At 62.1% G+C, this 22,883-nt stretch carries 21 protein-coding genes; 9 read left to right on the top strand and 12 right to left on the bottom strand.

Features of this window, described 5'->3' with window-relative positions; all coding sequences use genetic code 11:
- Positions 1–5 precede the first annotated feature (5 nt).
- On the bottom strand, positions 6–1,175 hold the full coding sequence (locus KHO30_RS32190; protein ID WP_200650761.1) for a GNAT family N-acetyltransferase: 1,170 nt from the start codon (positions 1,173–1,175) through the stop codon (positions 6–8).
- Between the two features lie 133 nt (positions 1,176–1,308).
- Between KHO30_RS32190 and KHO30_RS32185 the strand changes: the two genes are divergently transcribed.
- Positions 1,309–2,997, top strand: a complete 1,689-nt coding sequence (locus KHO30_RS32185) for an NAD+ synthase (protein WP_211703345.1) — start codon at positions 1,309–1,311, stop codon at positions 2,995–2,997.
- Positions 2,998–3,143: 146 nt separating this feature from the next.
- Positions 3,144–3,482, top strand: coding sequence for a P-II family nitrogen regulator (glnK, locus tag KHO30_RS32180; RefSeq protein ID WP_006048444.1), 339 nt, complete (start codon positions 3,144–3,146; stop codon positions 3,480–3,482).
- Between the two features lie 239 nt (positions 3,483–3,721).
- Here glnK and KHO30_RS32175 read toward each other — a convergent pair whose 3' ends face one another.
- The 5 genes from KHO30_RS32175 to KHO30_RS32155 form a co-directional block, all read right to left on the bottom strand.
- On the bottom strand, positions 3,722–4,873 hold the full coding sequence (locus KHO30_RS32175) for a porin (protein WP_093643852.1): 1,152 nt from the start codon (positions 4,871–4,873) through the stop codon (positions 3,722–3,724).
- Positions 4,874–5,465: 592 nt separating this feature from the next.
- Positions 5,466–6,245, bottom strand: a complete 780-nt coding sequence (locus tag KHO30_RS32170; RefSeq protein ID WP_093643850.1) for an ABC transporter ATP-binding protein — start codon at positions 6,243–6,245, stop codon at positions 5,466–5,468.
- Between the two features lie 48 nt (positions 6,246–6,293).
- Positions 6,294–7,007 carry an ABC transporter permease gene (locus KHO30_RS32165; RefSeq protein WP_054035061.1) on the bottom strand — a complete coding sequence of 238 codons (714 nt, stop codon included), beginning with the start codon at positions 7,005–7,007 and terminating at the stop codon, positions 6,294–6,296.
- On the bottom strand, positions 7,004–7,693 hold the full coding sequence (locus KHO30_RS32160; protein ID WP_093643848.1) for an ABC transporter permease: 690 nt from the start codon (positions 7,691–7,693) through the stop codon (positions 7,004–7,006). Before KHO30_RS32160 ends, KHO30_RS32165 begins: the two co-directional genes overlap by 4 nt.
- A 280-nt stretch (positions 7,694–7,973) precedes the next feature.
- Entirely contained in the window at positions 7,974–8,750 is a 777-nt protein-coding gene (locus tag KHO30_RS32155) for an ABC transporter substrate-binding protein (RefSeq protein ID WP_211703344.1), read from the bottom strand.
- Positions 8,751–9,119: 369 nt separating this feature from the next.
- Here KHO30_RS32155 and KHO30_RS32150 point away from each other — a divergent pair, with 369 nt between their 5' ends.
- Positions 9,120–9,830 (top strand): pirin family protein, encoded by a 711-nt coding sequence (locus KHO30_RS32150; protein WP_200650754.1) that lies wholly within the window; start codon positions 9,120–9,122, stop codon positions 9,828–9,830.
- A 198-nt stretch (positions 9,831–10,028) separates the two neighbouring features.
- Here KHO30_RS32150 and KHO30_RS32145 read toward each other — a convergent pair whose 3' ends face one another.
- Positions 10,029–10,559, bottom strand: a complete 531-nt coding sequence (locus KHO30_RS32145) for a Spy/CpxP family protein refolding chaperone (RefSeq protein ID WP_054035059.1) — start codon at positions 10,557–10,559, stop codon at positions 10,029–10,031.
- 219 nt (positions 10,560–10,778) lie between these two features.
- Here KHO30_RS32145 and KHO30_RS32140 point away from each other — a divergent pair, with 219 nt between their 5' ends.
- Together KHO30_RS32140 and KHO30_RS32135 are read left to right on the top strand one after the other, a co-directional pair.
- Positions 10,779–11,504, top strand: coding sequence for a response regulator (locus KHO30_RS32140; RefSeq protein ID WP_054035058.1), 726 nt, complete (start codon positions 10,779–10,781; stop codon positions 11,502–11,504).
- Positions 11,488–12,807, top strand: a complete 1,320-nt coding sequence (locus KHO30_RS32135; RefSeq protein WP_093643841.1) for an ATP-binding protein — start codon at positions 11,488–11,490, stop codon at positions 12,805–12,807. The genes KHO30_RS32140 and KHO30_RS32135 overlap by 17 nt, the downstream gene beginning before the upstream one ends.
- A 96-nt stretch (positions 12,808–12,903) precedes the next feature.
- On the opposite strand, the gene KHO30_RS32130 is transcribed toward KHO30_RS32135, so the two are convergent.
- Together KHO30_RS32130 and KHO30_RS32125 are read right to left on the bottom strand one after the other, a co-directional pair.
- Positions 12,904–13,170, bottom strand: coding sequence for a hypothetical protein (locus KHO30_RS32130; RefSeq protein ID WP_054035057.1), 267 nt, complete (start codon positions 13,168–13,170; stop codon positions 12,904–12,906).
- Positions 13,171–13,338: 168 nt separating this feature from the next.
- Positions 13,339–15,030, bottom strand: coding sequence for a sensor domain-containing diguanylate cyclase (locus KHO30_RS32125; protein WP_200650755.1), 1,692 nt, complete (start codon positions 15,028–15,030; stop codon positions 13,339–13,341).
- A 720-nt stretch (positions 15,031–15,750) separates the two neighbouring features.
- On the opposite strand from KHO30_RS32125, the gene KHO30_RS32120 reads away from it, so the two are divergent.
- On the top strand, positions 15,751–17,502 hold the full coding sequence (locus tag KHO30_RS32120) for an ABC transporter permease (protein WP_093643837.1): 1,752 nt from the start codon (positions 15,751–15,753) through the stop codon (positions 17,500–17,502).
- Between the two features lie 19 nt (positions 17,503–17,521).
- On the top strand, positions 17,522–18,868 hold the full coding sequence (locus tag KHO30_RS32115; RefSeq protein ID WP_093643836.1) for an ABC transporter ATP-binding protein: 1,347 nt from the start codon (positions 17,522–17,524) through the stop codon (positions 18,866–18,868).
- A 63-nt stretch (positions 18,869–18,931) separates the two neighbouring features.
- Here KHO30_RS32115 and KHO30_RS32110 read toward each other — a convergent pair whose 3' ends face one another.
- The 3 genes from KHO30_RS32110 to KHO30_RS32100 form a co-directional block, all read right to left on the bottom strand.
- Entirely contained in the window at positions 18,932–19,552 is a 621-nt protein-coding gene (locus KHO30_RS32110) for a hypothetical protein (RefSeq protein ID WP_244864185.1), read from the bottom strand.
- Positions 19,549–20,145 (bottom strand): hypothetical protein, encoded by a 597-nt coding sequence (locus tag KHO30_RS32105; RefSeq protein WP_200620195.1) that lies wholly within the window; start codon positions 20,143–20,145, stop codon positions 19,549–19,551. Before KHO30_RS32105 ends, KHO30_RS32110 begins: the two co-directional genes overlap by 4 nt.
- A gap of 390 nt (positions 20,146–20,535) precedes the next feature.
- Positions 20,536–21,597, bottom strand: a complete 1,062-nt coding sequence (locus tag KHO30_RS32100; protein ID WP_200650756.1) for a sigma-54 interaction domain-containing protein — start codon at positions 21,595–21,597, stop codon at positions 20,536–20,538.
- 364 nt (positions 21,598–21,961) lie between these two features.
- Between KHO30_RS32100 and KHO30_RS32095 the strand changes: the two genes are divergently transcribed.
- Both KHO30_RS32095 and KHO30_RS32090 read left to right on the top strand, forming a co-directional pair.
- Positions 21,962–22,279 carry an ElaB/YgaM/YqjD family protein gene (locus tag KHO30_RS32095; RefSeq protein ID WP_093643834.1) on the top strand — a complete coding sequence of 106 codons (318 nt, stop codon included), beginning with the start codon at positions 21,962–21,964 and terminating at the stop codon, positions 22,277–22,279.
- A gap of 48 nt (positions 22,280–22,327) precedes the next feature.
- Complete coding sequence (locus KHO30_RS32090) at positions 22,328–22,609, top strand: hypothetical protein (protein ID WP_093643831.1); 282 nt, start codon at positions 22,328–22,330, stop codon at positions 22,607–22,609.
- Positions 22,610–22,883 lie beyond the last annotated feature (274 nt).

Raw genomic sequence — 22,883 nt, 5'->3', positions numbered from 1 at the left:
ACGCTTCAACCTTTGAACGGATTGTGTTCGCGCAGCTCGTCCACGTACGCGTGGATGCTGTTCTTTTCGTTGTCGAGGAAGTGGCCGACCGCATCGGCGAAGGCCGGATGCGCGAGCCAATGCGCCGAGCGCGTCACGGTCGGCAAAAAACCACGCGCCATTTTATGCTCGCCCTGGGCGCCGCCTTCGAACGCGCCGAGCTTTTCTTCGATGCAGAATTCGAGCGGCTGGTAGTAGGCGGTTTCGAAGTGCAGGCAGGGCACGTGTTCCAACGCGCCCCAGTAACGGCCATAGAGCGTGCCGCCGGTTTTCGCGTCGCGCTGATAGACCACGAGCGAACTGGCAATCGGCTTGCCTTCGTATTCGGCGATTACCAGCAGCAGATTTTCCGGCATCGACGCGCCGATCATCCGGAAGAAATCGAGGTTCAGATACGGACTCGAAAAGTGCTCGCGGTAGGTTTGCCGATAACACTTGCTGAAGAATCGCCAATCGGCGTCCTGGATATCTTCGCCGCGAATCCGGCGCATCGTCACGCCGGCCTCCTGAACCTTGCGACGCTCCGCGCGGATGTTCTTGCGCTTCTTCTGTTCGAGCGTGGAGAGGAAATCGTCGAAGTCGCGATAGCCGTCGTTCAGCCAGTGGAACTGCACGCCTTCGCGCTGCATCATGCCCATGTCGGTCAGCGCGCCTGCTTCTGTTTCGGTCGGAAACAGCACATGCAGCGACGACACGTCGGCCTGCTCGGCGAACGCCATCAGCGTCGCGGCCAGATGCCTGAGCGCATGCGTATCCGCCGATAACAGCCGGTTGCCCTGCACCGGTGTGAACGGCACGGCGCACAGCAGCTTCGGGTAATACGGCAGACCGTTGCGTTTGTACGCGTCGGCCCATGCCCAATCGAAGACATATTCGCCGTACGAGTGCCCCTTCAGATACACGGGCGCCGCGGCCGCGAGCTTGTCCGTGCGCGGGTCGGTGAGCGTGACGAATTGCGGCGCCCAGCCAGTATCGGCGACCGCGCAACGGGTCGCGTGCAGTGCGCTCAAGAACTCGTGCCGCAGAAACGGCGTGGGCTGCGCTTGCTGGGCGAGGAGGGCATTCCATTCCGCGGCGTCCACCTCGGAGGGCGACGCCAGAATGCCCGTGCGATAATCAAAGCGTTCCTGGTTCAATCTGTGTGACTGTTCCCAATGAGCGACGCGCAGCATGTAGCGGTGCGTCGTTCGTTTATCCGATTTGTCCGTTGCCGTCGAGCTAACCAGCCGCGGTACTCGCAAGCCGTCTGGCTTGCCTGTCGATCCTGCCATGAAGACCCGAATCGCTCTTGCTCAAATCAATGTCACCGTCGGCGATTTCGCCGGCAACGTCGCGAAGATTGTCGCTGCCGCGCGCGCCGCGCACAACGATGGTGCGAAGCTGCTGATTGCGCCAGAACTCGCGCTATCCGGCTATCCGCCCGAAGATCTGCTGCTGCGTCCTGCGTTCTACACCGCGAGTGCGGCGGCGCTTGCCGATCTGGCCGCGCAACTGAAGCCCTTCGCCGGCTTGCATGTGATCGTCGGCCATCCGTTGCGCGATGTAGCGCACGGCCATGGTAATGCAAACGCGCCGATCGAGCGCGGCGTGCCGCCGGTTGATACCTTCAACGCGGCCTCGCTGATCGTCGACGGGGAAGTGGTCGGCACCTATCGCAAGCAGGATTTGCCCAATACCGAGGTGTTCGACGAGAAGCGCTACTTCGCTTCCGACCCGAAGCCGTTCGTGTTCGAACTGGACGGCGTGAAGTATGGCGTGGTGATTTGCGAGGACGCGTGGCATGCATCGGCTGCGCAAATGGCGAAAGCGGCGGGCGCACAAGTGCTGCTGATTCCGAACGGCTCGCCCTATCACCTGAACAAGGAAGCGGTGCGCTTCGACATTCTGCGCGCGCGGATTCGCGAGACCGGCTTGCCCATGGTCTACGTGAACATGGTCGGCGCGCAGGACGAACTGGTGTTCGACGGCGGCTCGTTCGTACTCGATGAAAAGGGCGATCTGGTCGCGAAGATGGCGCAATTCGAGGAAGGCAACGCGATTGTCGAATTCGACGGCGGCAAGCCGGTGCCCACGGCGATCGCGCCGGAGCGCTCGCTCGAAGCGCAGGTGTATGCCGCGCTCGTGATGGGCGTGCGCGACTACATCAACAAGAACGGCTTTCCGGGCGCGCTGATCGGCCTGTCGGGCGGCGTGGATTCGGCACTGGTGCTGGCGGTTGCGTGCGACGCGCTGGGCGCGGACCGCGTGCGGGCGGTGATGATGCCGTCGCGCTACACCGCCGACATTTCTACCACCGACGCCGCCGAAATGGCGCGCCGCGTCGGCGTGCGTTACGACGAAATCGCGATCGCGCCGATGTTCGATGCATTCCGCGGCTCGCTCGCCGAGGAGTTCGCCGGCCGCGCCGAAGACGCCACCGAAGAAAACATTCAGGCGCGCATTCGCGGCACCTTGCTGATGGCGCTGTCGAACAAGTTCGGCTCGATCGTGCTGACCACCGGCAACAAGAGCGAGATGGCCGTGGGCTACTGCACGTTGTACGGCGACATGGCCGGCGGCTTTGCGGTGATCAAGGACATCGCCAAGACGCTGGTCTACAAGCTGTGTCACTACCGCAATCAGGCCACCACGTTCAGCAAGCAGGATGTGATTCCCGAGCGGATTCTGACGCGCGCGCCGTCGGCCGAGCTGCGCGACAACCAGACCGATCAGGACAGCTTGCCGCCGTACGAAGTGCTCGACGCGATCATGCGCATGTACATGGAGGAGGATCGCTCGCTCGCCGAAATCATCGCGGCGGGTTACGCGGTCGACGACGTGAAACGCGTCACGCGCCTCATCAAGATCAACGAATACAAACGCCGTCAGGCGCCGATCGGAATTCGCGTCACGCATCGCGCGTTCGGCCGCGACTGGCGTTATCCGATTACGTCGCGCTACACCGAGCCGGTGGAGTGAGTCTCAGGCGAAAGGCTGCGGACTTACTGACTTACCCCATAGCAGACCAGAAGCACGCGCCGGATTGCCGCAACGCATCCGGCGCGGCGTAGAATAAAAATCATCCATTTCCCTTTCAACCTTCCAATCACGAGATGAGGTCCGCCATGAAGCGCATCACTGCAGTCATCAAACCGTTCAAACTCGACGAAGTGCGCGAGGCGCTTGCTGAAGTCGGCCTCACGGGGTTGACCGTGACGGAAGTCAAAGGCTTCGGTCGGCAAAAAGGCCACACCGAGCTCTATCGTGGTGCAGAGTACGTGGTCGACTTTCTGCCGAAAGTGAAGATCGAAGTCGTGGTTGCGGACAATCAGTGCGATCAGGTGATCGACGCGATCATCGGCGCGGCGCGCACCGGCAAGATCGGCGACGGCAAGATTTTCGTCGCGGACGTGGAGCGGGTGATCCGGATTCGCACGGGTGAGGAGAACGAAGCGGCGGTTTGAGCGGTTCGACTCGTACTGTTGAAACGCAGAGTTAAAGCGCCGGTATTGACATCCGCGGCACGCACGCACCGATCAGGTGCGCCGGGGCAGTGGCAAAACCGTGCGCGCAAATAAAAAACGGTGCGATACCCTTTCGGACATCGCACCGATACGCGCCTCTCGCAGCAGCGTGAAAAAGATTCTCTTGAAGAACTTCTGACTACACCCCGAAGGAAATCCCCTCGGGGCACACTGTTCGATTAGAACGAGTGTTGAATACCTGCGTACACACCAGTTTGGCTATGACCCGGCAGCGGGTTGTCCGTTGAGGTCGCCGTGCCCGAGTTATTCGCATTCAGGCCGTAGTTAGCCGTCTTGCTGTTTTGCGTTGTTGCGATCTGCAGATCCAGCAGCGTGCGCTTGGACAGGTTGTACGAGCCGCCGATCGTGTAGATCGTCGCATTGCCTGCGCCATTGTTGCCGTTCACGTGATAGACCGCTGCGATCAGTGCTGCAGCCGGCGTTGCTTGCCACGTCACACCACCCCATTCGTGGTCGAGCGTGGTCGGCGTGCCCGGCAGAACACCCGTCGCACCCGCCGAACGGATAGCCTGGTAAGCGGCCTGAATCTTGAACTGGCCGAGGAACACGTTCACGAGAGCCGAGTATTCACGCGATGCCGCGAACACGCCAGTTCCGATGTTGGCCGTATTGACGCCGGTGGCGGTCGGGCCGTACAGGCTGCCGTTAGCCGGGTTGCGGATTTCGTCGTACAGGCCGCGAACCTGGAACAGCGAGTTCGTGTAGGTGACCTGTGCGCCTGCTTCGCGACCTTGAGCCGTCGTGCCGTTACCGTTCCAGCTCGTTGCGTTCGACAGAGCGTATTGACCGTAGAAGTCAAAGCCTGCGATCTTCGGCGACTGGTACGCGAAGTTGTTGCTCGATTGCGGCCAGTTGCGGCCACGCACCAGCGATGCCGACGACCAGTTCGATTGACCGAACGGGTCAAAGTCCCACACGCCGTTCGAGATATAGAGCATGCGGCCCATCGTGAACGTACCGTACTGGTCGTTCGACAAACCGACGGTTGCCCAACGATTGAAGAGACCGCCGCCGCCAGGGCCTGCACCCGTCATGGTGTTGAAGGAGCCTTCCAACTGGAACAGGACCTTGTTGCCGCCACCGATGTCCTCAACGCCCTTCAAACCCCACAGGCTCGTACCCCAGTCGCCGCTTTCCGCGCGCCAACGGTTCGTGCTGCCAGTTGCCTGGCCGTTTGCACCCGTGCCTTGCGGAACACCCGTCATGTATTCCAGGCCGGCGTCAAGGCGGCCGTACAGCGTTACGCTGCTTTGGGCGTGCGCAACTACACCGGCTGTCATCAACGCAGCGGCGAGCAAAGCTTTCTTCATCTTCTCCTCCATACCCTGTCAAAAAGTGAAACCCAGTACTGCGAATGGTGTTCGGACGCAAGCGCGCCGAACAGAAATCGGTACCAGGGAGATTAGCGGGTGGATTGGGTCTCCTGTCGTGACGGATAGCCTCAGCGGGCTATTCTTCGCGCCATGCCGATCCCTCGCCGACCGGTTCTCCTCTGTTGCTTTGAAGTGAAACTACTTTTAATGAACTTTGTTTTGCTACTTTGGTTACTAATTTATCAAAAATACCCTGGAGTGGGAGAAGAAATTAGTACCGGCTTGGGCCGGTGTCTCCAAATTGCAATACGAATGTGTGCAAGGAATCGTTGCGATATCCCCCAAAAGGCGGGAAACCCTTATGCCATAAGGGAATCACGGATTGGGACGGACCACGTCAAGGATTGCCACTATTGACGCTTCAAATGCGGCAGAGTAAGGCGGAAAGAGGGCGGTTAGAGGCAGGTTCGTGCACAGTTTCGAGGCCAGAATGACCAGAATGCACAGGTGAGCGAAGTAAAAAAGGCGCTCGTAAGCGCCTTGTAATGCTACTTTGACTACAGCCCAAATACCAGGCTTTACGGCAGTCTTATTTGAGGCTGCCAGAGAGGAACTGCTTGAGCCGTTCGCTCTTCGTGTTCTTGAAGACTTCGTCCGGATGGCCTTCTTCTTCGACCCGGCCTTGATGCAGGAACATCACGTGATTCGACACGTTGCGCGCGAACGCCATTTCGTGCGTGACGACGATCATCGTGCGGCCTTCTTCGGCGAGCGTCTGCATGACCTTGAGCACTTCGCCGACCAGCTCGGGATCGAGCGCCGAAGTCGGTTCGTCGAACAGCATCACGTCAGGGTGCATGGCCAGCGCGCGCGCAATCGCGACGCGTTGCTGCTGACCGCCCGACAGATGCGACGGGTACTGTTTCTCGAGACGAGGTGCGAGGCCCACTTTCTCGAGATATTCACGCGCGCGCTCTTCGGCTTCTTTGCGCTTTAAGCCCAGCACGTTGACCGGCGCCTCAATGATGTTCTCGAGCACGTTCATATGCGCCCACAGATTGAAGTGCTGGAACACCATCGACAGCCTGGTGCGCACGCGCTGCAACTGCTTCGGATCGGATACGCGCAAAGCGCCGTTCTTCGCGATCTGCGTGCGGACTTCTTCGCCGTCGACGAAGATGCGTCCGGAGTTCGGCTGCTCGAGGAAGTTGATGCAGCGGAGCATCGTGCTCTTGCCCGAACCGGATGAGCCGATCACGCTGATCACGTCGCCGGCGTTGGCCTTCAGCGACACGCCCTTGAGGACTTCGTTGTCGCCGTACTGTTTGTGAAGCTCGTCGACGAAGAGCTTTTGCTTCTTGGTGTTCATCGGGATCCTTGGCGGGCTTACTTGCTTGGGGGCGTGCGCCCATCTTGTTTACTTGCCTTGCGGCCGCAGGTAAGCGAGCCAGCGGCGCTCGGCGCGGCGGAACAGCCACACGAGCGCAAAAGAAATCAACAGATAGAGCAGGGCGGCGATACCGAACGCGTTGAACGACTGGTACGTGGCCGAGTTCACGTCACGGGCGATCTTGAGAATGTCCGGCACGGTCGCGGTGAACGCGACGGTGGTGGCGTGCAGCATCAGGATCACTTCATTGCTGTAGTACGGCAACGCGCGGCGCAGCGCCGACGGCAGAATCACTCGCCGGTACAGTGTGAACGACGACATGCCATACGCGCGCGCCGCTTCGATCTCGCCATACGGCGTGGCCTTGATCGCGCCCGCGAAAATCTCGGTGGTGTACGCGCAGGTGTTCAGCGTGAACGCGAGCAGCGTGCAATGCATGCCGTCGCGGAAGAACGCGTTGGTCAGCTCGTGGTTGCGGATGATTTCGAGGCTGTACAGGCCGGTGTAGCAGAGCAGCAGTTGCACGTAGAGCGGCGTGCCGCGGAAGACATACGTATACAGCCAGACCAGACCGGCGAGCCATTTCTTCTTCGACACGCGCGCGACCGAGAGCGGAATCGACAGGCAGAAGCCGAGTCCGATCGACACCACCAGCAGCCACAGCGTGATCACGACGCCGGTGAGGCGGTAGCCGTCGGTATACAGATAGTTGCGCCAGTATTCCTGAATGATCTCGATCATAGATCCGCCTTTCGCACGCCGGTCGAGTAACGCTTTTCGAGGTACATCAGCACGAAGTTGGACACTGTGGTGATGACGAGATAGATCGCCCCTGCGAACAGGGTGAAGAAGAAGAACCGCAGCGTGCCCTTGCCCGCATCCTGCGAGGCCTTGACGACATCGGCGAGACCGATGATCGACACCAGCGCCGTGGCTTTCACCATCACCTGCCAGTTGTTGCCGATGCCGGGCAGCGCGAAGCGCATCATCTGCGGGAACATGATCCGCGTGAACACCTGCCAGCCGGTCATGCCGTAGGCCGAGCCCGCTTCGAGCTGGCCGCGCGGCACCGCGAGGAACGCGCCGCGGAAAGTCTCGGTGAAGTACGCGCCGTAGATGAAGCCCAGCACCGCGACGCCGGCCACGAATGGGTCGATGTCGATCTGGTCCCAGCCGAGCAGGTCGGTCAGGTTATTCAGCCAGATCTGGATGCTGTAGAACAGCAGCAGCATCAGCACCAGGTCGGGCACGCCCCGCACGAGGGTCGTGTAGACGGTGCCGGCACCATAGGAGAAGCGGTTTTTCGACAGCTTCGCCGCTGCGCCGAGCAGGCCCAGCACGAAAGCGAACGCCAGCGACAACACCGCCAGTTTGACGGTTTGCCAGGTGCCGTTAAGAAGCAGCGGGCCGTAGCCTTGAAGGAACATATGGGGTCCTTGACGATGCGCTTGTGGCGCACCGCGAAAGACGCGGCCAGCTCTGCACCGCGTTTGCCGCGAGCCTGAGCTCGCCGTTTCCTGCGGCGCACAGCGCACCGCTGTGCAAATCATGACTGCATGGCCGTTGCCGGTCTTGCAGCGCGCTTTTCGATTCTTGTTGTGAATCGGGGTTGAAGCTGCTTCTGAAACTGCTTTTTGAGGCTATCAGCGACTGTATTACGAAGCCTCGGGAAAGCCCATGCGGGCGAGCCCCGAGTTCATGCTCCACTCAACGACCTGGATAGATATCGACGTCGAAGTACTGCTTTTCCAGCTTTTTGAACGTACCGTCCTCGCGCACTTGCGCCAACGCCTGGTTGAACATCGCTTTCAGCGCGACGTCATCCTTGCGCATGCCGATGGCCGTGCCTTCGCCGATCGTCTTTGGGTCTTTCACTTCCGGGCCGGCCCACGCGAAGCCTTTGCCGCGCGGCGTCTTCAGGAACCCGGCGTCGGCTTGCAATTCGTCCTGCAACGCTGCGTCGAGACGCCCCGATGCGATGTCGGCGTACACCTGATCCTGATTCTGATAGGACACGACGGTCACGCCTTTGGGCTCCCAGTACGCCTTGGCATAGGCTTCCTGAGTCGAACCCTGCTCGACGCCGACATGCTTGCCCTTCAGCGATTCAGCCGTGGGCAGCAGCGGCGAGCCGGCTTTGGCGATCATGCGGGCCGGCGCATCGAATAGCGTGTCGGAGAAATCGATCTGTGCGCGGCGTTTGTCCGTGACGGTCAGCGATGACACGATCGCGTCGAACTTCTTGCCCTTCAACGCGGGGATGATCCCATCCAGGTCCTGCTCGACCCACACGCACTTGACGTTCATTCTTGCGCACAGCGCTTTCGTCAAATCGACGTCGAAGCCGACGACCTGGCCGCTGGCCGCCTTCGATTCGAATGGCGGGTAGCTGGCGTCCACCCCGATGCGCACGGTTTTCCACTCTTTCGCCATGGCGCCGGTGGCCATGACCGCAAGCGCCACGCACAGTGCGGCCTTCTTCATGTTTCTCCTGGATCAAACTGATCGTCGTGGTGTGCCGATCTCGACGACCGCCGGCTCGTGGCCGGCCGTCGCTATTCTAGGCGGTCAAAATTGTCGCGCCGCGTGCGAGTGTGGCTTCGGGCCCGCCCGGCGCGCCTTTGGCGCCCACGCGTCTTGAAAAGGGCGGTATTTTACCCGATCAGGGGCAGCGCGCCAGTGCGGGACGCCGCCGGCGGCCGGTGGGCGGCGGCATGCGTTGTGCATGCGCGACGGTGCTGGGCCGTGATTGCACGGATTTATGGAACGATCCAGTGCATCGTTGCCGATTGTTTAGTGCGCTTCGCGCCCATACATTCTGGGCATCGCTATTTACTCACCGGGAGATCCCCCATGATCGAGATTCGCCGTTCCGACGAACGTGGCCACGCCAATCACGGCTGGCTCGACTCGTATCACAGCTTCTCGTTTGCCGACTACCGCGACCCGCAACACGTGCATTTCGGCCCGTTGCGGGTAATCAACGAAGACCGCATCGCCGGCGGCCAGGGCTTTGGCACGCACGGCCATCGGGATATGGAAATCGTGACCTATGTGCTCGAAGGCGCGCTCGCGCACCGCGACAGCATGGGCAACGGCTCGACCATCCGTCCCGGCGACGTGCAGCGCATGAGCGCCGGCACGGGCGTGCAGCACAGCGAGTTCAATGCGTCGCAGGACGAATCCGCGCACCTCCTGCAGATCTGGGTGATCCCGCAACGTGCGGGTGACCAGCCCGGCTACGAGGAAAAGCGCTTCGAGGACGCCGACAAGCGCGGGCGTCTGCGCGTGGTCGCCTCGCCCGACGGCCGCGACGGCTCAGTGACGATTCACGCGGATGCATCGATTTACGCAGCGTTGATCGATGGCGCGGAACAGGCTACGTTTGCGTTGCCGAAAGGCCGGCTGGCGTATGTGCACGTGGCGCGGGGCGCGCTGACCGTGAATGGCCAGACGCTGCAGGCTGGCGACGCCGCCAAGCTCAGCGAGACCGATACGGTGACGCTCGAAAAGGGCGACAACGCCGAAGTGCTGCTGTTCGATCTGGGTCAGCTCAACGGGTAAGCACGCGGGTAAGTGCGGATCACCGGACGTTCTCATCGCCTGATGACTGCTGGTTGAGGGGGCTGGTTGCAAGCGCAACGAGTCCCCTGGCTTGAAGCGTGCGCCGCACACAAACAAAAACGCCACGGAAGTTTTTCCGTGGCGTTTTTGCATTCGGACGACGGCCGCGCGAGCCGTCTTCTACCTGCTTCGACCCGCTTACTGATTCGCAGCCGGCGCCGACGCTGCACCCTTATTATGGTGTTCCCAGCGGTCGCGCATCTTTTCGTGACGCGCTTCCATCTTCGCAAAACGCTGCTTCAGCGCCGTGCTGACAGTGGTCTTCTGCTGGTCGTTCAAGCCGTTATAGAACTTGAGCCACGCGTCCGAGGTTTGCTGACGCAGTTGCGCGTCTTTCTGCTCGACCTGCTGGTGCGCGGCAGCCATGGCGTTCAGATCCAGAATCGGCTGTTGCTGCGCGGCCTTCATCTGGTTCTTGATCTGTTCATGGTTGGCGCGCATGGCCTCATGGTTCTGTTTCATGGTGTCGAGCGCGGCCTGCCATTGCTTTTCCTGATCCGCGTTCAGCTTCAACTGGTCGTGCAGTTGCGTCAGTTCCTTCATGAAGTGGCCATGCCAGCCGCCGGGGCCGCCGTGATCGGCGGGTTGGGCGGCATAGGCAGCGCCCGCGCCGATGGCGAGGGCAGTGGCGGCAACGGCGAGAACGCGCGACATTTTTTTGGTGGACATGTAAGACTCCCTGTAATGGAATAGCCGACGATGCAACCGATAATGTGGACGGCCTGCATTCGGTAAGTCACAGCGTAGAGAACTGCGCCGAGCGCTGTGTTACGTGGCTTGATGCGGCTGTTACGGGTCATTACGTACGGCTTTCACCGTAACACCCGGTAACCCTTGCGGGCCGTCTGAAATCGAAAACCCTTCCTGCTGCGCGTTAAACTTCATCCCATGGCTACTCAAATACTGGTTGTCGACGACGACGTCGAATTGCGCGATCTGCTGCGCGACTATCTGGCCCGTCAGGGCATCGAAGTTTCGGTGCTGCATGACGCGGGCACGCTCGAGCGCAGGCTCGAACGCGAGCGTCCGGATCTGATCGTGCTCGATCTGATGATGCCGGGCGTAGACGGGCTGACCGCGCTGCGCAAGCTGCGCGCGTCGGGCGACGACATCCCGGTGATCATGCTGACCGCACGTGCTGACGACGTGGACCGCATCGTCGGGCTCGAACTCGGCGCGGACGACTATCTCGGCAAGCCGTTCAACCCGCGCGAGCTGTTGGCGCGTGTGCAGGCGGTGCTGCGGCGGCGCCGCACGCTGCCGTCGGCGGCAGCGCCGGAGCAGCGCGAGCCGTTCAACTTCGGCCGCTTCACGCTGGATTTCCAGTCGCGCACGCTGCATCTCGAAGACAAGCCGCTCACGCTGTCGGGCAGCGAATTCGCGCTGCTGAAGATTTTCGTCAATCACCCCATGCGCACGCTCACACGTGAGCGTCTGCTCGAACTGCTGCATGGCCCGGAATACGACGGCACCGATCGCGGCATCGACGTACAGGTCTGGCGTTTGCGTCGCATTCTCGAAACCGACCCGTCCACGCCGCGCTTTATTCAAACGGTGCGCGGACGCGGCTACGTGTTCGTGCCGGATGGCGAACAGCATGCGCCGGCCCATTGATTCGCTGTTCGGGCGCCTCGCGCTGCTAGTGATTGCGGTGCTGCTGCTGTCGCATTTCGCGTGGTACGCGCTTATGCGGCTCGAGCGCAGCCAGCTGCAAGCGCGCTATGCAGTCGAGGAAGCCACCTTCCTTGTCGACGCGGTGCGCCAGCACGTCGCCCGTACGCCGGACCAGCCCTTGCCGTCACGCGTCAGGCTGGTCGATCCGGCGAGCGCCGATGTGCCGCCGGATAGCACGGATCTGCCGCCGCCGCTCGAACGTTTCATCGAGGACGTGCGCGATCGCATGCCCACCGGTACGCTGGTGCGGATCGGCCAGCCTGGCCGTCCGCCCACGCTGTGGGTGCGCGGCACCGCGGACCGAAGTTGGATCGTCGTGCCGGTGCAGCCACTGCGCACGCCGCGTTCCCTCGATCGCACGGTGCTATGGCTCGCGATTATCTTTTCGTTCGCGGTGATGGCAGCGCTCTTTGCCGCGTGGGCGCTGCAGCAGCCGTTGCGCTCGCTCGCCCAGGCGGTGGCGCGCTTTGGCCGCGGCTTGCCGGTGCCGCCGGTGCCTGAACGCGGTCCGCGTGAGTTGCGGCAGCTGACGCACGGCTTCAACCAGATGGTTCAGGAAGTGGCGCGCACCGAAAACGATCGGGCCGTCATGCTGGCCGGCGTCGCGCACGATCTGAAAACGCCGCTGGCTCGCTTGCGGCTGCGCGCCGAAATGATGGAAGAAGTGAAGATGCGTGACGGCGTCGTGCGCGACGTCGATTCGATGACGCATATCGTCGAACAGTTTCTGGTGTTCGCACACGACGGCGCCGATCGCAGCGAAGCGGTCGAAGTGGACGGGCAGTGCGAGCGCGTGGTCCGTAGTTATCGTGCGGTCGCGGCCGGCGGGCCCACGGTGCGAACCGAACTCAACGCAGGCCCGGGTTTTCTGCTGCCGGCGGCAACGCTCGACCGGATCCTGTCGAACCTGTTGGACAACGCACATGCCTACGGCGCGCCGCCGATCGTCGTCGCTACGGCGCGCACGGCGCAAGGTTTCACGCTTTCGGTGAGCGACAACGGCAGCGGTATCGCCGCGCAGGATCTGATCAATGCCAGCCGGCCGTTCGTCCGGCTCGACCCGGCGCGTGGCGGCAATGGTCATAGCGGGCTGGGGCTTGCGATCGTCGAGCGTCTGGTGCGGCGTGCAGGCGGGGAGTGGGAGATCGGCAACCACGACGGCCGTGGCTTACGGGTCTTGATGAGCTTTCCGTTCGATGTGGTGCCGCGTGTCGCGGTGGCCTCGGAAAACGCCTGGGGGTGAGCGGGGCAAGGGCGGCAAGCGCCTGCCCCGCTATATATATGCCGCAACGTGATGTCCGAGCGCGAGGTTCGGAATGAGCGTCCGGCAAGCTTTGCGCTAGTCTGAAAACAGCGTGTTCAACGCATTGGCCGCGTCACCATCCACCGTATTCCACGTGACCGTTTCGGCTTCGAAGATGTAGTGCGTGGTGTATTTGCCGAGGCGCGTGAGTATCTCTTCCTGAATCAGTTCCGGTGCGACCTCCAGCTTCAGATACCACGCGGTCGACGACAAGCGCGTCTGGAACGCGCCATATTCGGCCAGCAGATGGTCGAATGCGTCAGCATCCTGATCGCGACAGACGATGACCAAATTTCCCTTCATGCGAATCTCCCGTTAGAGCGGTAGCGGCAACCTCAATGTCAGGGTTGATGATACCTGCTTCGCTACGGAACGCCCGAGGCCAGGACTTGCTTTGCATCAGCGGCCGCACGCATTGGGTTGCGGATGGCGCATCGGATTGGAGGGAAGGTCGTGCGCCTTCGCCAGGCGTCACCAGGCGTTGACCACCGTCCGCGCGGGCGGCGCGGTGTCGTCGGGCGGAAGGGCTTCGGTGCGGTCGCGGCCGCCCGTCTTTGCCGCATAAAGCGCGGTGTCGGCGCGGCTCATGATGCGCTCGGGCAGATCGTCGGATGAGAGTTCGGTGATGCCGATGCTCACGCTCAAGCCCACCGAGGCCGGCAGCTTCGGCGAAGGAACTGCCTTCAGACGCAGGCGCAAGCGCTCGACAACTTCACGGCCGCCAGCCAGATCCGTGGCCGGCAGCAGCAGGCCGAACTCTTCTCCACCCAGCCGGCCGATCGCATCGGTGCCGCGCAACTCGGCCCGGCAGGTGTCGACGAAATGTTCGAGCGCGCGGTCGCCGGCGGCGTGCCCGAAGCGGTCGTTGATCTGCTTGAAGTGGTCGAGGTCGGCGATCGCCATGCACAGCGGCTCATTGCCCGCATGCGCGCGCTCGATCTCGTGGCGCAGCAGGTCGAGGAAGTAGCGCCGCGACAGCGCGCCGGTCAGCGCATCGTGGCGCGCCTCAGCCGAGAGCAGCGTATTGGCCGATTGCAATTGTTCTGCAAGGTCGCGCGTGGCGCGATGGTGGCGCCGCTCGCGCACGTACGACACGGTGATGACCCATGCGAGCGCGACGGTGCCGGCCAGCGTCAGAAACACCAGCAGATGGTCGCGCTTGTGATTGCGCAGCAGTTCCGGCCAGGCCGCGAGCGGATCGACCAGATGCGCCGAGAGCCCCGAGTTCAGACCGTTGCGTGCCTGGTACAGCGATGGCGCCGGCTGCTCGCTCATGCCGAACAACTGTTCGGCGACACCGGCTGGCACCCAGGGCGCCTGTTCGCGCACCCGCGTGTCGACCTGAATCTGGATGTCGGGGAGGATTTCGCGGCGATAGATAGTCAGGCGCTCGGCGGCGCTCATCTTCGTGACGTGCGAGTTCGGCAGCGCGTGGCCTTCGAGTGCGCTGTTGTGCGCCATGATGATGACGCCGTTTTCATCGGCGACAAAGGTACCGGCATGCGCGACCCAGTGGCGTAGCCGCGCGATCCCCACCTTGGCTACGACAACCCCCACCAGCAGACCGTCGGCGTACACCGGCGCCGCGATGAAGATGCCCGGCTCGCCGCTCTGGCGGCCGACGCCATAAGCTTCCGAAAATGCACCGAGCAAGGCATTCGTCAGGTAGCCGCGCATGCGCATATCCGCGCCGACGAAGGTGTGCTCCGCTGCAAGCGGTCGATTGACGGAGTTGCTCGAAGCGACGCAGATGCCGTTGGCATTGACGAGCCAGACCTGGTCGAGCCCGGAGAAGCCTTGCGCGTCGTGCAGGAAATTGCTGATGGTGCGCATCTGCGGGTCTTTTAACAACGCGTCGCGCAGGGCGGGTTCCGCCGCTTCGCCGTTCGCGGCATAATTCTGCGATTGCACCAGCGCGTGCTGGACCACGTCCATTTCGGCCATGGTTGCGGGGATGGCCCGAGACATGGCGAGGTCGCTGGCGATCACCTCCGCCATGTTGTCGACGATCGACGTGGACATCTGGCGTTGCGTGCGCAAAGCCGCGTCCAGCTCTTGCTGTACCATCCGGTCCGCGACCATGCCGGCCACGAACCAACAAACGAGCACGATCAGCGCGAAGCTGATCGGTCCGGTTGCCTGGCGCAAGGTTGTCCTGTTCATCGACCCTCTGATTCGTCTGGCTGTGACATGCAACTAGCTCATTCGTGGCAGCGCCCCGGCGCTGTGCCGCCCCTGTGGAAACGGCTGGCGATACGCCCTCGGTGTGGGCCGCGTTGTGGGCCGGCAAAACCGCAAAAAGGCATGCCGTCTCTTGATTTTAACCGTCATGGGGCCAGACGCCACCCTTATTGCGGGAATGCGAAGTACATCCGCTTTGCCCATCAGGTTCTTAACGGCAGCGCATCAGCTTTCTGAATGGCTGCACGGGTTTTACAGGTGTTTGAAACCCGATCCGCGCGGTGATCGCGATTGCCGGGAAAGTGGTTGGCCGATAGTAGATGCTTCGCTCTACATGCTTTAGCGGCGCCGGCCGGAGGCGGTTGCCGGGGTGTTCGACGCTATTTATTGCTATTTGCCGTGAAAGGTTGTGCCTGAAACATAGGATGGTGTAGTGTCGTGCCGTCCAAAACAAGGAAAGCCCGCCAGCCTTCGGGCGGCGCCTGCGGCGACAGGGGCCTGGCTTGACGGTTGCGGTCCCGGGCGGCGTGCCCACGGACCCGTCCGCGGCCGGCCCGCGTGTCTCCAACGCTAACGATTTACCGCGCACATGCGTTTTGCCATGCCTGATTTCCTCTGTCTGGACCGATCTACAGACTGCCGCGCCGAAGCCGCGGCCCCCTGCGAGCGTTTGAATACCTGTATGAATAGGGAGAGCGTCTGATGGATTTCAGCTTCAATCTGAAGCGCACTGCCAATGCGTCTGCATGGCGGGTGTTGCCTAACCGTTGGGACTTCGTCGCCTTTCCGCTGATCATCTGCATCATTGCGATGGCGGCGATCGGCTTTCACGAGACCCTGGCGCCGATGTCGACGCTCAAGACTCAGGCGATCTCGCTCGACCCGACGAATCTGCCCGAGTACGCCATGCGCACCACACTGCGCATGCTGGCGGCAATGGTCGCCTCGCTGACCTTCACGCTGGTGTATGGCACGCTGGCTGCCAAGAGCCGCCGCGCCGGCATGGTGCTGGTGCCGATTCTCGACATCCTGCAGTCGGTGCCGGTGCTTGGCTACATTTCGTTTACGGTCACGTTCTTCCTCGCACTGTTCCCGGGCCGCGTGCTCGGCGCTGAACTGGCGGCGATCTTCGCGATCTTCACGAGCCAGGCGTGGAACATGACGTTCAGCTTCTATCAGTCGCTGCGCACGGTGCCGCGCGATCTGGACGAGGTGTCGCGCGGCTTTCATCTGACTTCATGGCAGCGCTTCTGGAAACTGGAAGTGCCGTTCTCGATGCCGGGCCTCATCTGGAACATGATGATGTCGATGTCGGGCGGCTGGTTCTTCGTGGTCGCTTCCGAAGCCATCACGGTCGGCAACAACACGATCACGTTGCCGGGGATCGGCGCTTATCTCGCGCAGGCGATTTCCGACAAGAATCTGCACGCAATCGGCTGGGTGATCCTTGCCATGACGGTCGTGATTCTTGCGTACGACCAGTTCATGTTCCGCCCGCTCGTCGCATGGGCCGATAAATTCCGCATGGAAACCACCAGCTCAGGCAATGCGCCGGAATCGTGGCTGCTCGACCTGATCCGCCGCACCCATCTGATTCACCGTCTGCTGGTGCCGCTCGGCTGGATGTTCGCCAAGGCCGCGCGCGTCAACTTCACGTTGCCTGCGTTTGGCGGCCCGCGGTTCCATATTCCGCAGCGCGAGAAGACTTCGCGCATCGGCGACATTGTCTGGGCAGCTCTGGTGCTGCTTGCCACGGTCTATGTCGTGTACCGCGTCGTTGCCTACGTGCGGACCGGCGTGTCGCTCGACGAAGTCTGGCACGTGCTCGTACTCGGGCTCATCACGTTGCTGCGGGTGGTGGTGCTGATCGCGATTGCTTCGGTGATCTGGGTGCCGATCGGGGTGCTGATCGGCCTGCGGCCGGCGCTGGCCGAGAAGGTGCAGCCGATTGCGCAGTTCCTCGCCGCGTTCCCAGCGAATCTGCTGTTCCCGGTGTTCGTTATCGCCATCGTGCGCTTTCATCTGAACCCGGACATCTGGCTGTCGCCGCTGATCGTGCTCGGCACACAGTGGTATATCCTGTTCAACGTGATTGCCGGTGCGAGTTCGTATCCGAACGACTACCGGGAAGCGGCCAAGAACTTCCATATTCGCGGCTGGCAATGGTGGCGTCAGGCGATGCTGCCGGGCATTTTCCCTTATTACGTGACTGGCGCGATCACCGCGTCGGGCGGTGCGTGGAACGCCAGTATCGTCGCGGAATTCGTTCAGTGGGGCGACACCAAGGTTGCCGCGCATGGCTTGGGCGCGTACATCGCGCAGACCACCGCAGCAGGCGACTATCCGAAGATCATTGTGGGCATCGCCGTGATGTCCCTGTTCGTGACCCTGTTCAACCGCCTGCTGTGGCGTCCGATGTTCGCCTACGCTGAAGCGAAGCTCCGGCTAGATTGAGAATTAAAGGCTAAACGCGATGCAAAATCCTAAAGCTGCTATGACCGCCGCGCCGATCCAGACCCCGCCGATGCCGCCGCGCCTCGGTGAGGAGATCTTGCGCGTCAAGGACGTGTGCCGCGGGTTCAACAAGTCGCAGGGCGAGCTGCTCGTCCTCGACGACGCGAATCTGTCGTTGCGCGAAGGGGAGATCGTCGGGTTGCTGGGCCGCTCGGGCTCGGGCAAGTCGACGCTGTTGCGCATCATCGCAGGTCTGATCGAGCCGACCGACGGCGAAGTCACGTATATGGGCAAGCCGCTCGACGGCCCGGCCAAGGGCGTGGCGATGGTGTTCCAGACCTTCGCGCTGTTCCCGTGGCTGACCGTGCTGCAAAACGTGGAAGCGGGACTCGAAGCACAAGGCGTCGGCGCGAGTGATCGCCGTACGCGCGCGCTGGCGGCGATCGACCTGATCGGTCTCGACGGGTTTGAAAACGCGTATCCGCGCGAGTTGTCGGGCGGCATGCGTCAGCGCGTCGGCTTTGCGCGCGCGCTGGTGGTCGACCCTACGTTGCTGCTGATGGACGAGCCGTTCTCCGCGCTCGACGTGCTGACCGCCGAAACGCTGCGTACCGACCTGCTCGACCTGTGGACGCAAGGCCGCATGCCGATCAAGGCTGTGCTGATCGTCACGCACAACATCGAGGAAGCGGTGTTCATGTGCGACCGGATTCTGGTGCTGTCGTCGAATCCGGGCCGTGTGATCGCTGAGATCAAGGTACCGTTCAAGCATCCGCGTAACCGTCTGGACCCCGCATTCCGCCGGCTGGTCGACGACATTTACGCGAAGATGACCGCGCGCCAGACGGATGAAAAGACCAAGAAGGGCCTCGAGCTGCACAGCTGGCTGCCGCATGTGTCGACCAACCTGATGGCCGGTCTGATCGAAACGCTGGCCGCCGCGCCGTATCACGGCCGTGCCGACATGCCGGAAATCGCCCGTTCGCTGCATCTGGAGGTGGACGATCTGTTCCCGGTCGCCGAAGTGCTGCAGCACCTGGGCTTTGCCGACATCCGCGAAGGGGACATTTTCCTGACGCCGCCGGCGCGCGTGTTCTCTGAATTCGGCACCCAGGAGCGCAAGATGATGTTCGCGGAACATCTGCTGCGCCACGTGCCGCTCGCCGCGCGGATCAAGAAGGTGTTGAACGAACGGCCGGGGCATCGTGCGCCGCGCGTGCGTTTCGAGCAGGAGCTGGAGGATTTTCTGTCGGACAGCGCCGCGGAAGAGACGCTCGACGCAGTGATCAACTGGGGCCGTTATGGCGAGATCTTCTCGTACAACGACCAGACGGAAATTTTCAGTCTGGAAGACGTGGAGTCTTAAACCTGGTTGAGTCGATTAAGACGCTTCAGGCAAAAAGCGGCAGGGGAGACCCTGCCGCTTTTTTTATTGCAGAGCGCCCCAGCGCTCGACAGCCGGTTCCGCCGACGCCCACTTCCAGCCCTTGTCCTGCCGGCATGCGCTCGCCGTGTACCAGTCTTCGTGCGCGTTCGGGCCGTCGCCGTCCTGAACCGAGAACACGAAATCCTTGCACAGCGCGAGCGCCGAGCTGAATGCGCGGGTCACGCGCACCTGGCCGTGGCCGTTCTCAATCGGCAGCGTGTGTTTGACCGCCCAGGGCCGCGTCTCGCCGACCGGCATGGCACCCGCCAGCGCGGCGATCAAGTTCTGCTGATCGGTGTGCATGACGCGCATGTAATGGCCGACGGCTTCATCGGTCGCGGCCTGTACGGCGATGCCGACGCCGATACCGATTGCCGGGTTGGATGTGACGAGGCCTGACGCGACACCGGCTGCGGCGCCACTCGCCGCGCCGACCGACGAGCAGCCGCTCGTCAACAGGCTGGCGCCGACGCAGAGCGCACCAGCCAGCACGAGTCGCAGCCGGTTGCCGGAGAGCGCCGCCGCAGGCGTGCTTGGAACCAAGGCAGTACGCGTGCCGTTGATGAGCCGCTGCGCAGTCAGCGCGTGTTCTTTCCGTGGACGTGGAAGCGTCAGCGCCTTCATTGCAGCGCGCCCCAGCGTTCAGTAGCGGGTTCGGCCGACGCCCATTTCCAGTTGTCGCCGTCGCGGCAGATCGACGCGACGTAGAACGCGCTGCTCGCCGGCACATTCTTGGTGGCGGTCTGATCGACCGAGAAGACGATTTCCTTGCAGTCGAGCGCGCCGGCGCTGATCGTGCGGCTGACGGTGACGCGGCCGTGTTCGTCGTCTTCGATCGGCACCGAGTGGGTCACGCTCCACGGTGCGATTGCGCCGACGTCGAGCGGCCCGGCGATTTTGGCGATACCGTCCTGCGTATTCTTGTGGACCACGCGTTCCGAGTACTGCACGCCGGCTCGGGCCGCGGCCACTGCGCCGAGACCGATGCCGGTGGCGACTGCCGCATTGCTGGTGACCTTGGCCGCGAGCGCTGCGCCCGCGATACCGGCGCCGGCAGTGGCGCCTTCCGAGTAGACCGAACTACAGCCGCTCAACGCCGACGTGATCGCCACGGCTAGTGCGACGAGCGCCGTTGTATTCGGACGTCCGCGCTTAGCTGCGTTGGACGCGCTGGCGGTTCGTTTCGCCCATTCGACCCACACCATACTTTTTTGCATTTCCCTGTCTCTGCTCCTGCAAGTGCCTTTGGCTCAAGCACTGTTCACACATGTGTTTCGCGTGTGTTGACGGTGCGTGAGCGAAAGGCACGTCTTCCTTATCGTTGCGCCGTACGCTGCCGCATTTTGCAGGATGCCATTTGTAATTGGCAGTGGGAAAGTGCAAGCAATTGCAAAAGATGGTGCGAGTCAGATCGGTTTCTGGTGAGAAAAGGCCGATTTACCTGGCGGTGCGAAGGGATTAATTATGAGATGAAAGGCCCCGCAAAAAGGACCGTTTCAGTAGAGAGGCGATGCAAAGCAAGCACACAAGGAGCGTGCAAAAGAAGACAGCAAGCACGCAGAAAACACCGGCTCACGTGAACGAACCGCGTGAGCGCCTGGGACGGCTTATTGCTCGGTTTCTTCGTCCGAGCCTTCTTCACCGCCGTATGCGCTCAGGCGGTTGTAGAGCGTTTTCAGACTCACGCCGAGCGCTTTGGCCGCGCGCCGTTTGTCGCCGCCGCAATACTTGAGCGTGCCGAGAATGATCTGCTTTTGCGCATCGGCGAGCGGCGTGCCGATCCACACGCTCATCGCATCGCCCTGCGTCACGGGCTTTTTCACGCGCGAGGCGAGATGCGGATGCGGCAGTTCGACCGTCTTCTCCGCGAGAATGAACGCGCGATACACCGCGTTCTTCAACTCGCGCACGTTGCCCGGCCACGACCAGGTCCGCAGTGTTTCGATCGAGCGTTTGCTGAAGCTCTTGCTCGCGCTTTCCTGCTGATTGAGCAAGGCAAGGAAGTGTTGCGCGAGCAGTTCGCGATCGTTTTCACGCTCGCGCAAGGGCGGCGCGCGCAACGGGAAAACCGCGAGCCGGTACATCAGGTCTTCACGCAGACCGTTTTCCTTCACCGCTACCGCAGGGTCGCGATTCGTCGCCGCAATCACGCGCACGTCACCACTAATCAGTTCGTTGCCACCGACTCGAAAAAACGTGCCGGTCTCGAGCGCGCGCAGGAGTTTGACCTGGCGCACCGGCGCCATTTCAGTGATTTCGTCGAGAAACAGCGTGCCGCCGTTCGCATGTTCGAAGTAGCCGACGCGGGCCTGGACCGCGCCGGTGAAGCTGCCTTTTTCGTGGCCGAACAATTCGGCTTCGATGAGTTCGTCCGGAATCGCGCCGCAGTTCACGGCGACGAACGGTGCGTCCTTGCGGCTGCTTTGATCGTGAATCGTGCGGGCGATCAGTTCCTTGCCCGTGCCGGATTCGCCGATGATCAGCGCGGTCGCGTCGGTGCTGGCGACGCGTTCGATCTGTTCGTACAGATCGAGCATCACCGGCGACGAGCCATATAGCAGCCCGTACGATTTCAGTCCCGCGATGCCGTCCGCGACGCGCTGCTTCGCCTGGGCCGAAGCGTTGCCGCCGGCGGAGACGGTGGGCGAGTCCAGCTCGATTGACGCCATAAACGGAAAGTCCTGTGCAAATTGGGGTTCGGTGTTGCGGCGCGCAGGCCTTGTAGCAAGACGGACCCGTGCGGCCACTATCTCACAGAAATTCGATTTAACCACTTTGACGCCGCTTCCGGCAATCCATGTGACGGTCGGCGAAATAGGCCGGCGCAGGCCCGGTCGAAAGTGCCTGAGCTCAGGTCTGTACCGAATGACAGCGGCAAATTTACCGGGCACGGCGTTTGCGCCGTGAATCCGATATGCGTGTGCTTTTGAGCGATTCTGTTCGACGCGCGCCGGCGGCGGATGCGGCTCTCCGATTGTCCGCGACGTGCCGGAAACAAGATGCAAACGCCGAATTCAGACATAGGAGTGAATGATGACTGACACCACGCAACAGCTTGCACTCGGCAAGCAGAAGATTGTCGATGATCTGAGAGTGCTGCTGACGGACTCGGAAGAGATGCTGCGGCTCGCTGCCACCGTGCCGGGCGAAGGCGTCGATGCACTGCGCGAGCGGCTAGGCGCGCATGTCGAAACGCTGCAATCGGCGCTCGGCGATGCGCAGGAGAGCGCCCAACGGCGCTACCGGGTCGCGACCGTCAATGCGGAACGCTACGTGCGGCGCAACCCGTGGCGCTCGATCGGCATTGCCGCGGGCGCCGGTTTCCTGCTTGGCGTCCTCAGCACGCGCTAACGCGGAGCGCCCGACGCCGATCCGCTTGACGACAACAAGGAGTTCACGATGGGACGACCCAAAATTGGTATTTTCGGCGCGCTGATGGCTCTCGGCGGATTTCTGGCTGTGCGCTACGTGCAGCGAAACCGCGCCGCGCAGGTTCCTGCGGCGCGTGAACTGAGCCGCTGGGAAGGCGAGGGCGGCACAGTCGCCACGCCCTCGGTTGCGCCGTCCGGCAGCGTGACGGCGGCGATTGCCGGCCCGTCCACGCCAGATACCGCGCATGGCGCAAACGGCTCGGCGCATCCGAATGGCAAAGACGGCGCATGGCCGTTTCCGCGCAGTTGAGGGGCAAAAACAGGGCCTTGCGGACGCGGCGCGTCAGCGTGCAGCTTCCGCAAGCGGCGCCCGGCGTACATTACAAACTTGTCCCGATAAAGCCGTATAATAGGTTTACAGACAACAATACTGCACTTTCCTAGGTGTTTTTCCTATTGATTGTTGCGATATTGAGTCAAGTCAGAGGTCCGGCGCTGCTGCGAAACGTTAGCGTGTGCTCACATTCGGACGCACTCGCGGCGCGGCGGCAAGCTGCCGGCCGGCTTCCTATCATGCGGTTTTG

It is taken from the genome of Paraburkholderia aspalathi (assembly GCF_905220735.1).
GTDB lineage: Bacteria > Pseudomonadota > Gammaproteobacteria > Burkholderiales > Burkholderiaceae > Paraburkholderia > Paraburkholderia aspalathi.
Note: the sequence above shows the minus strand (reverse complement) of the source record. Positions and strands in the feature narration are given on the sequence as shown.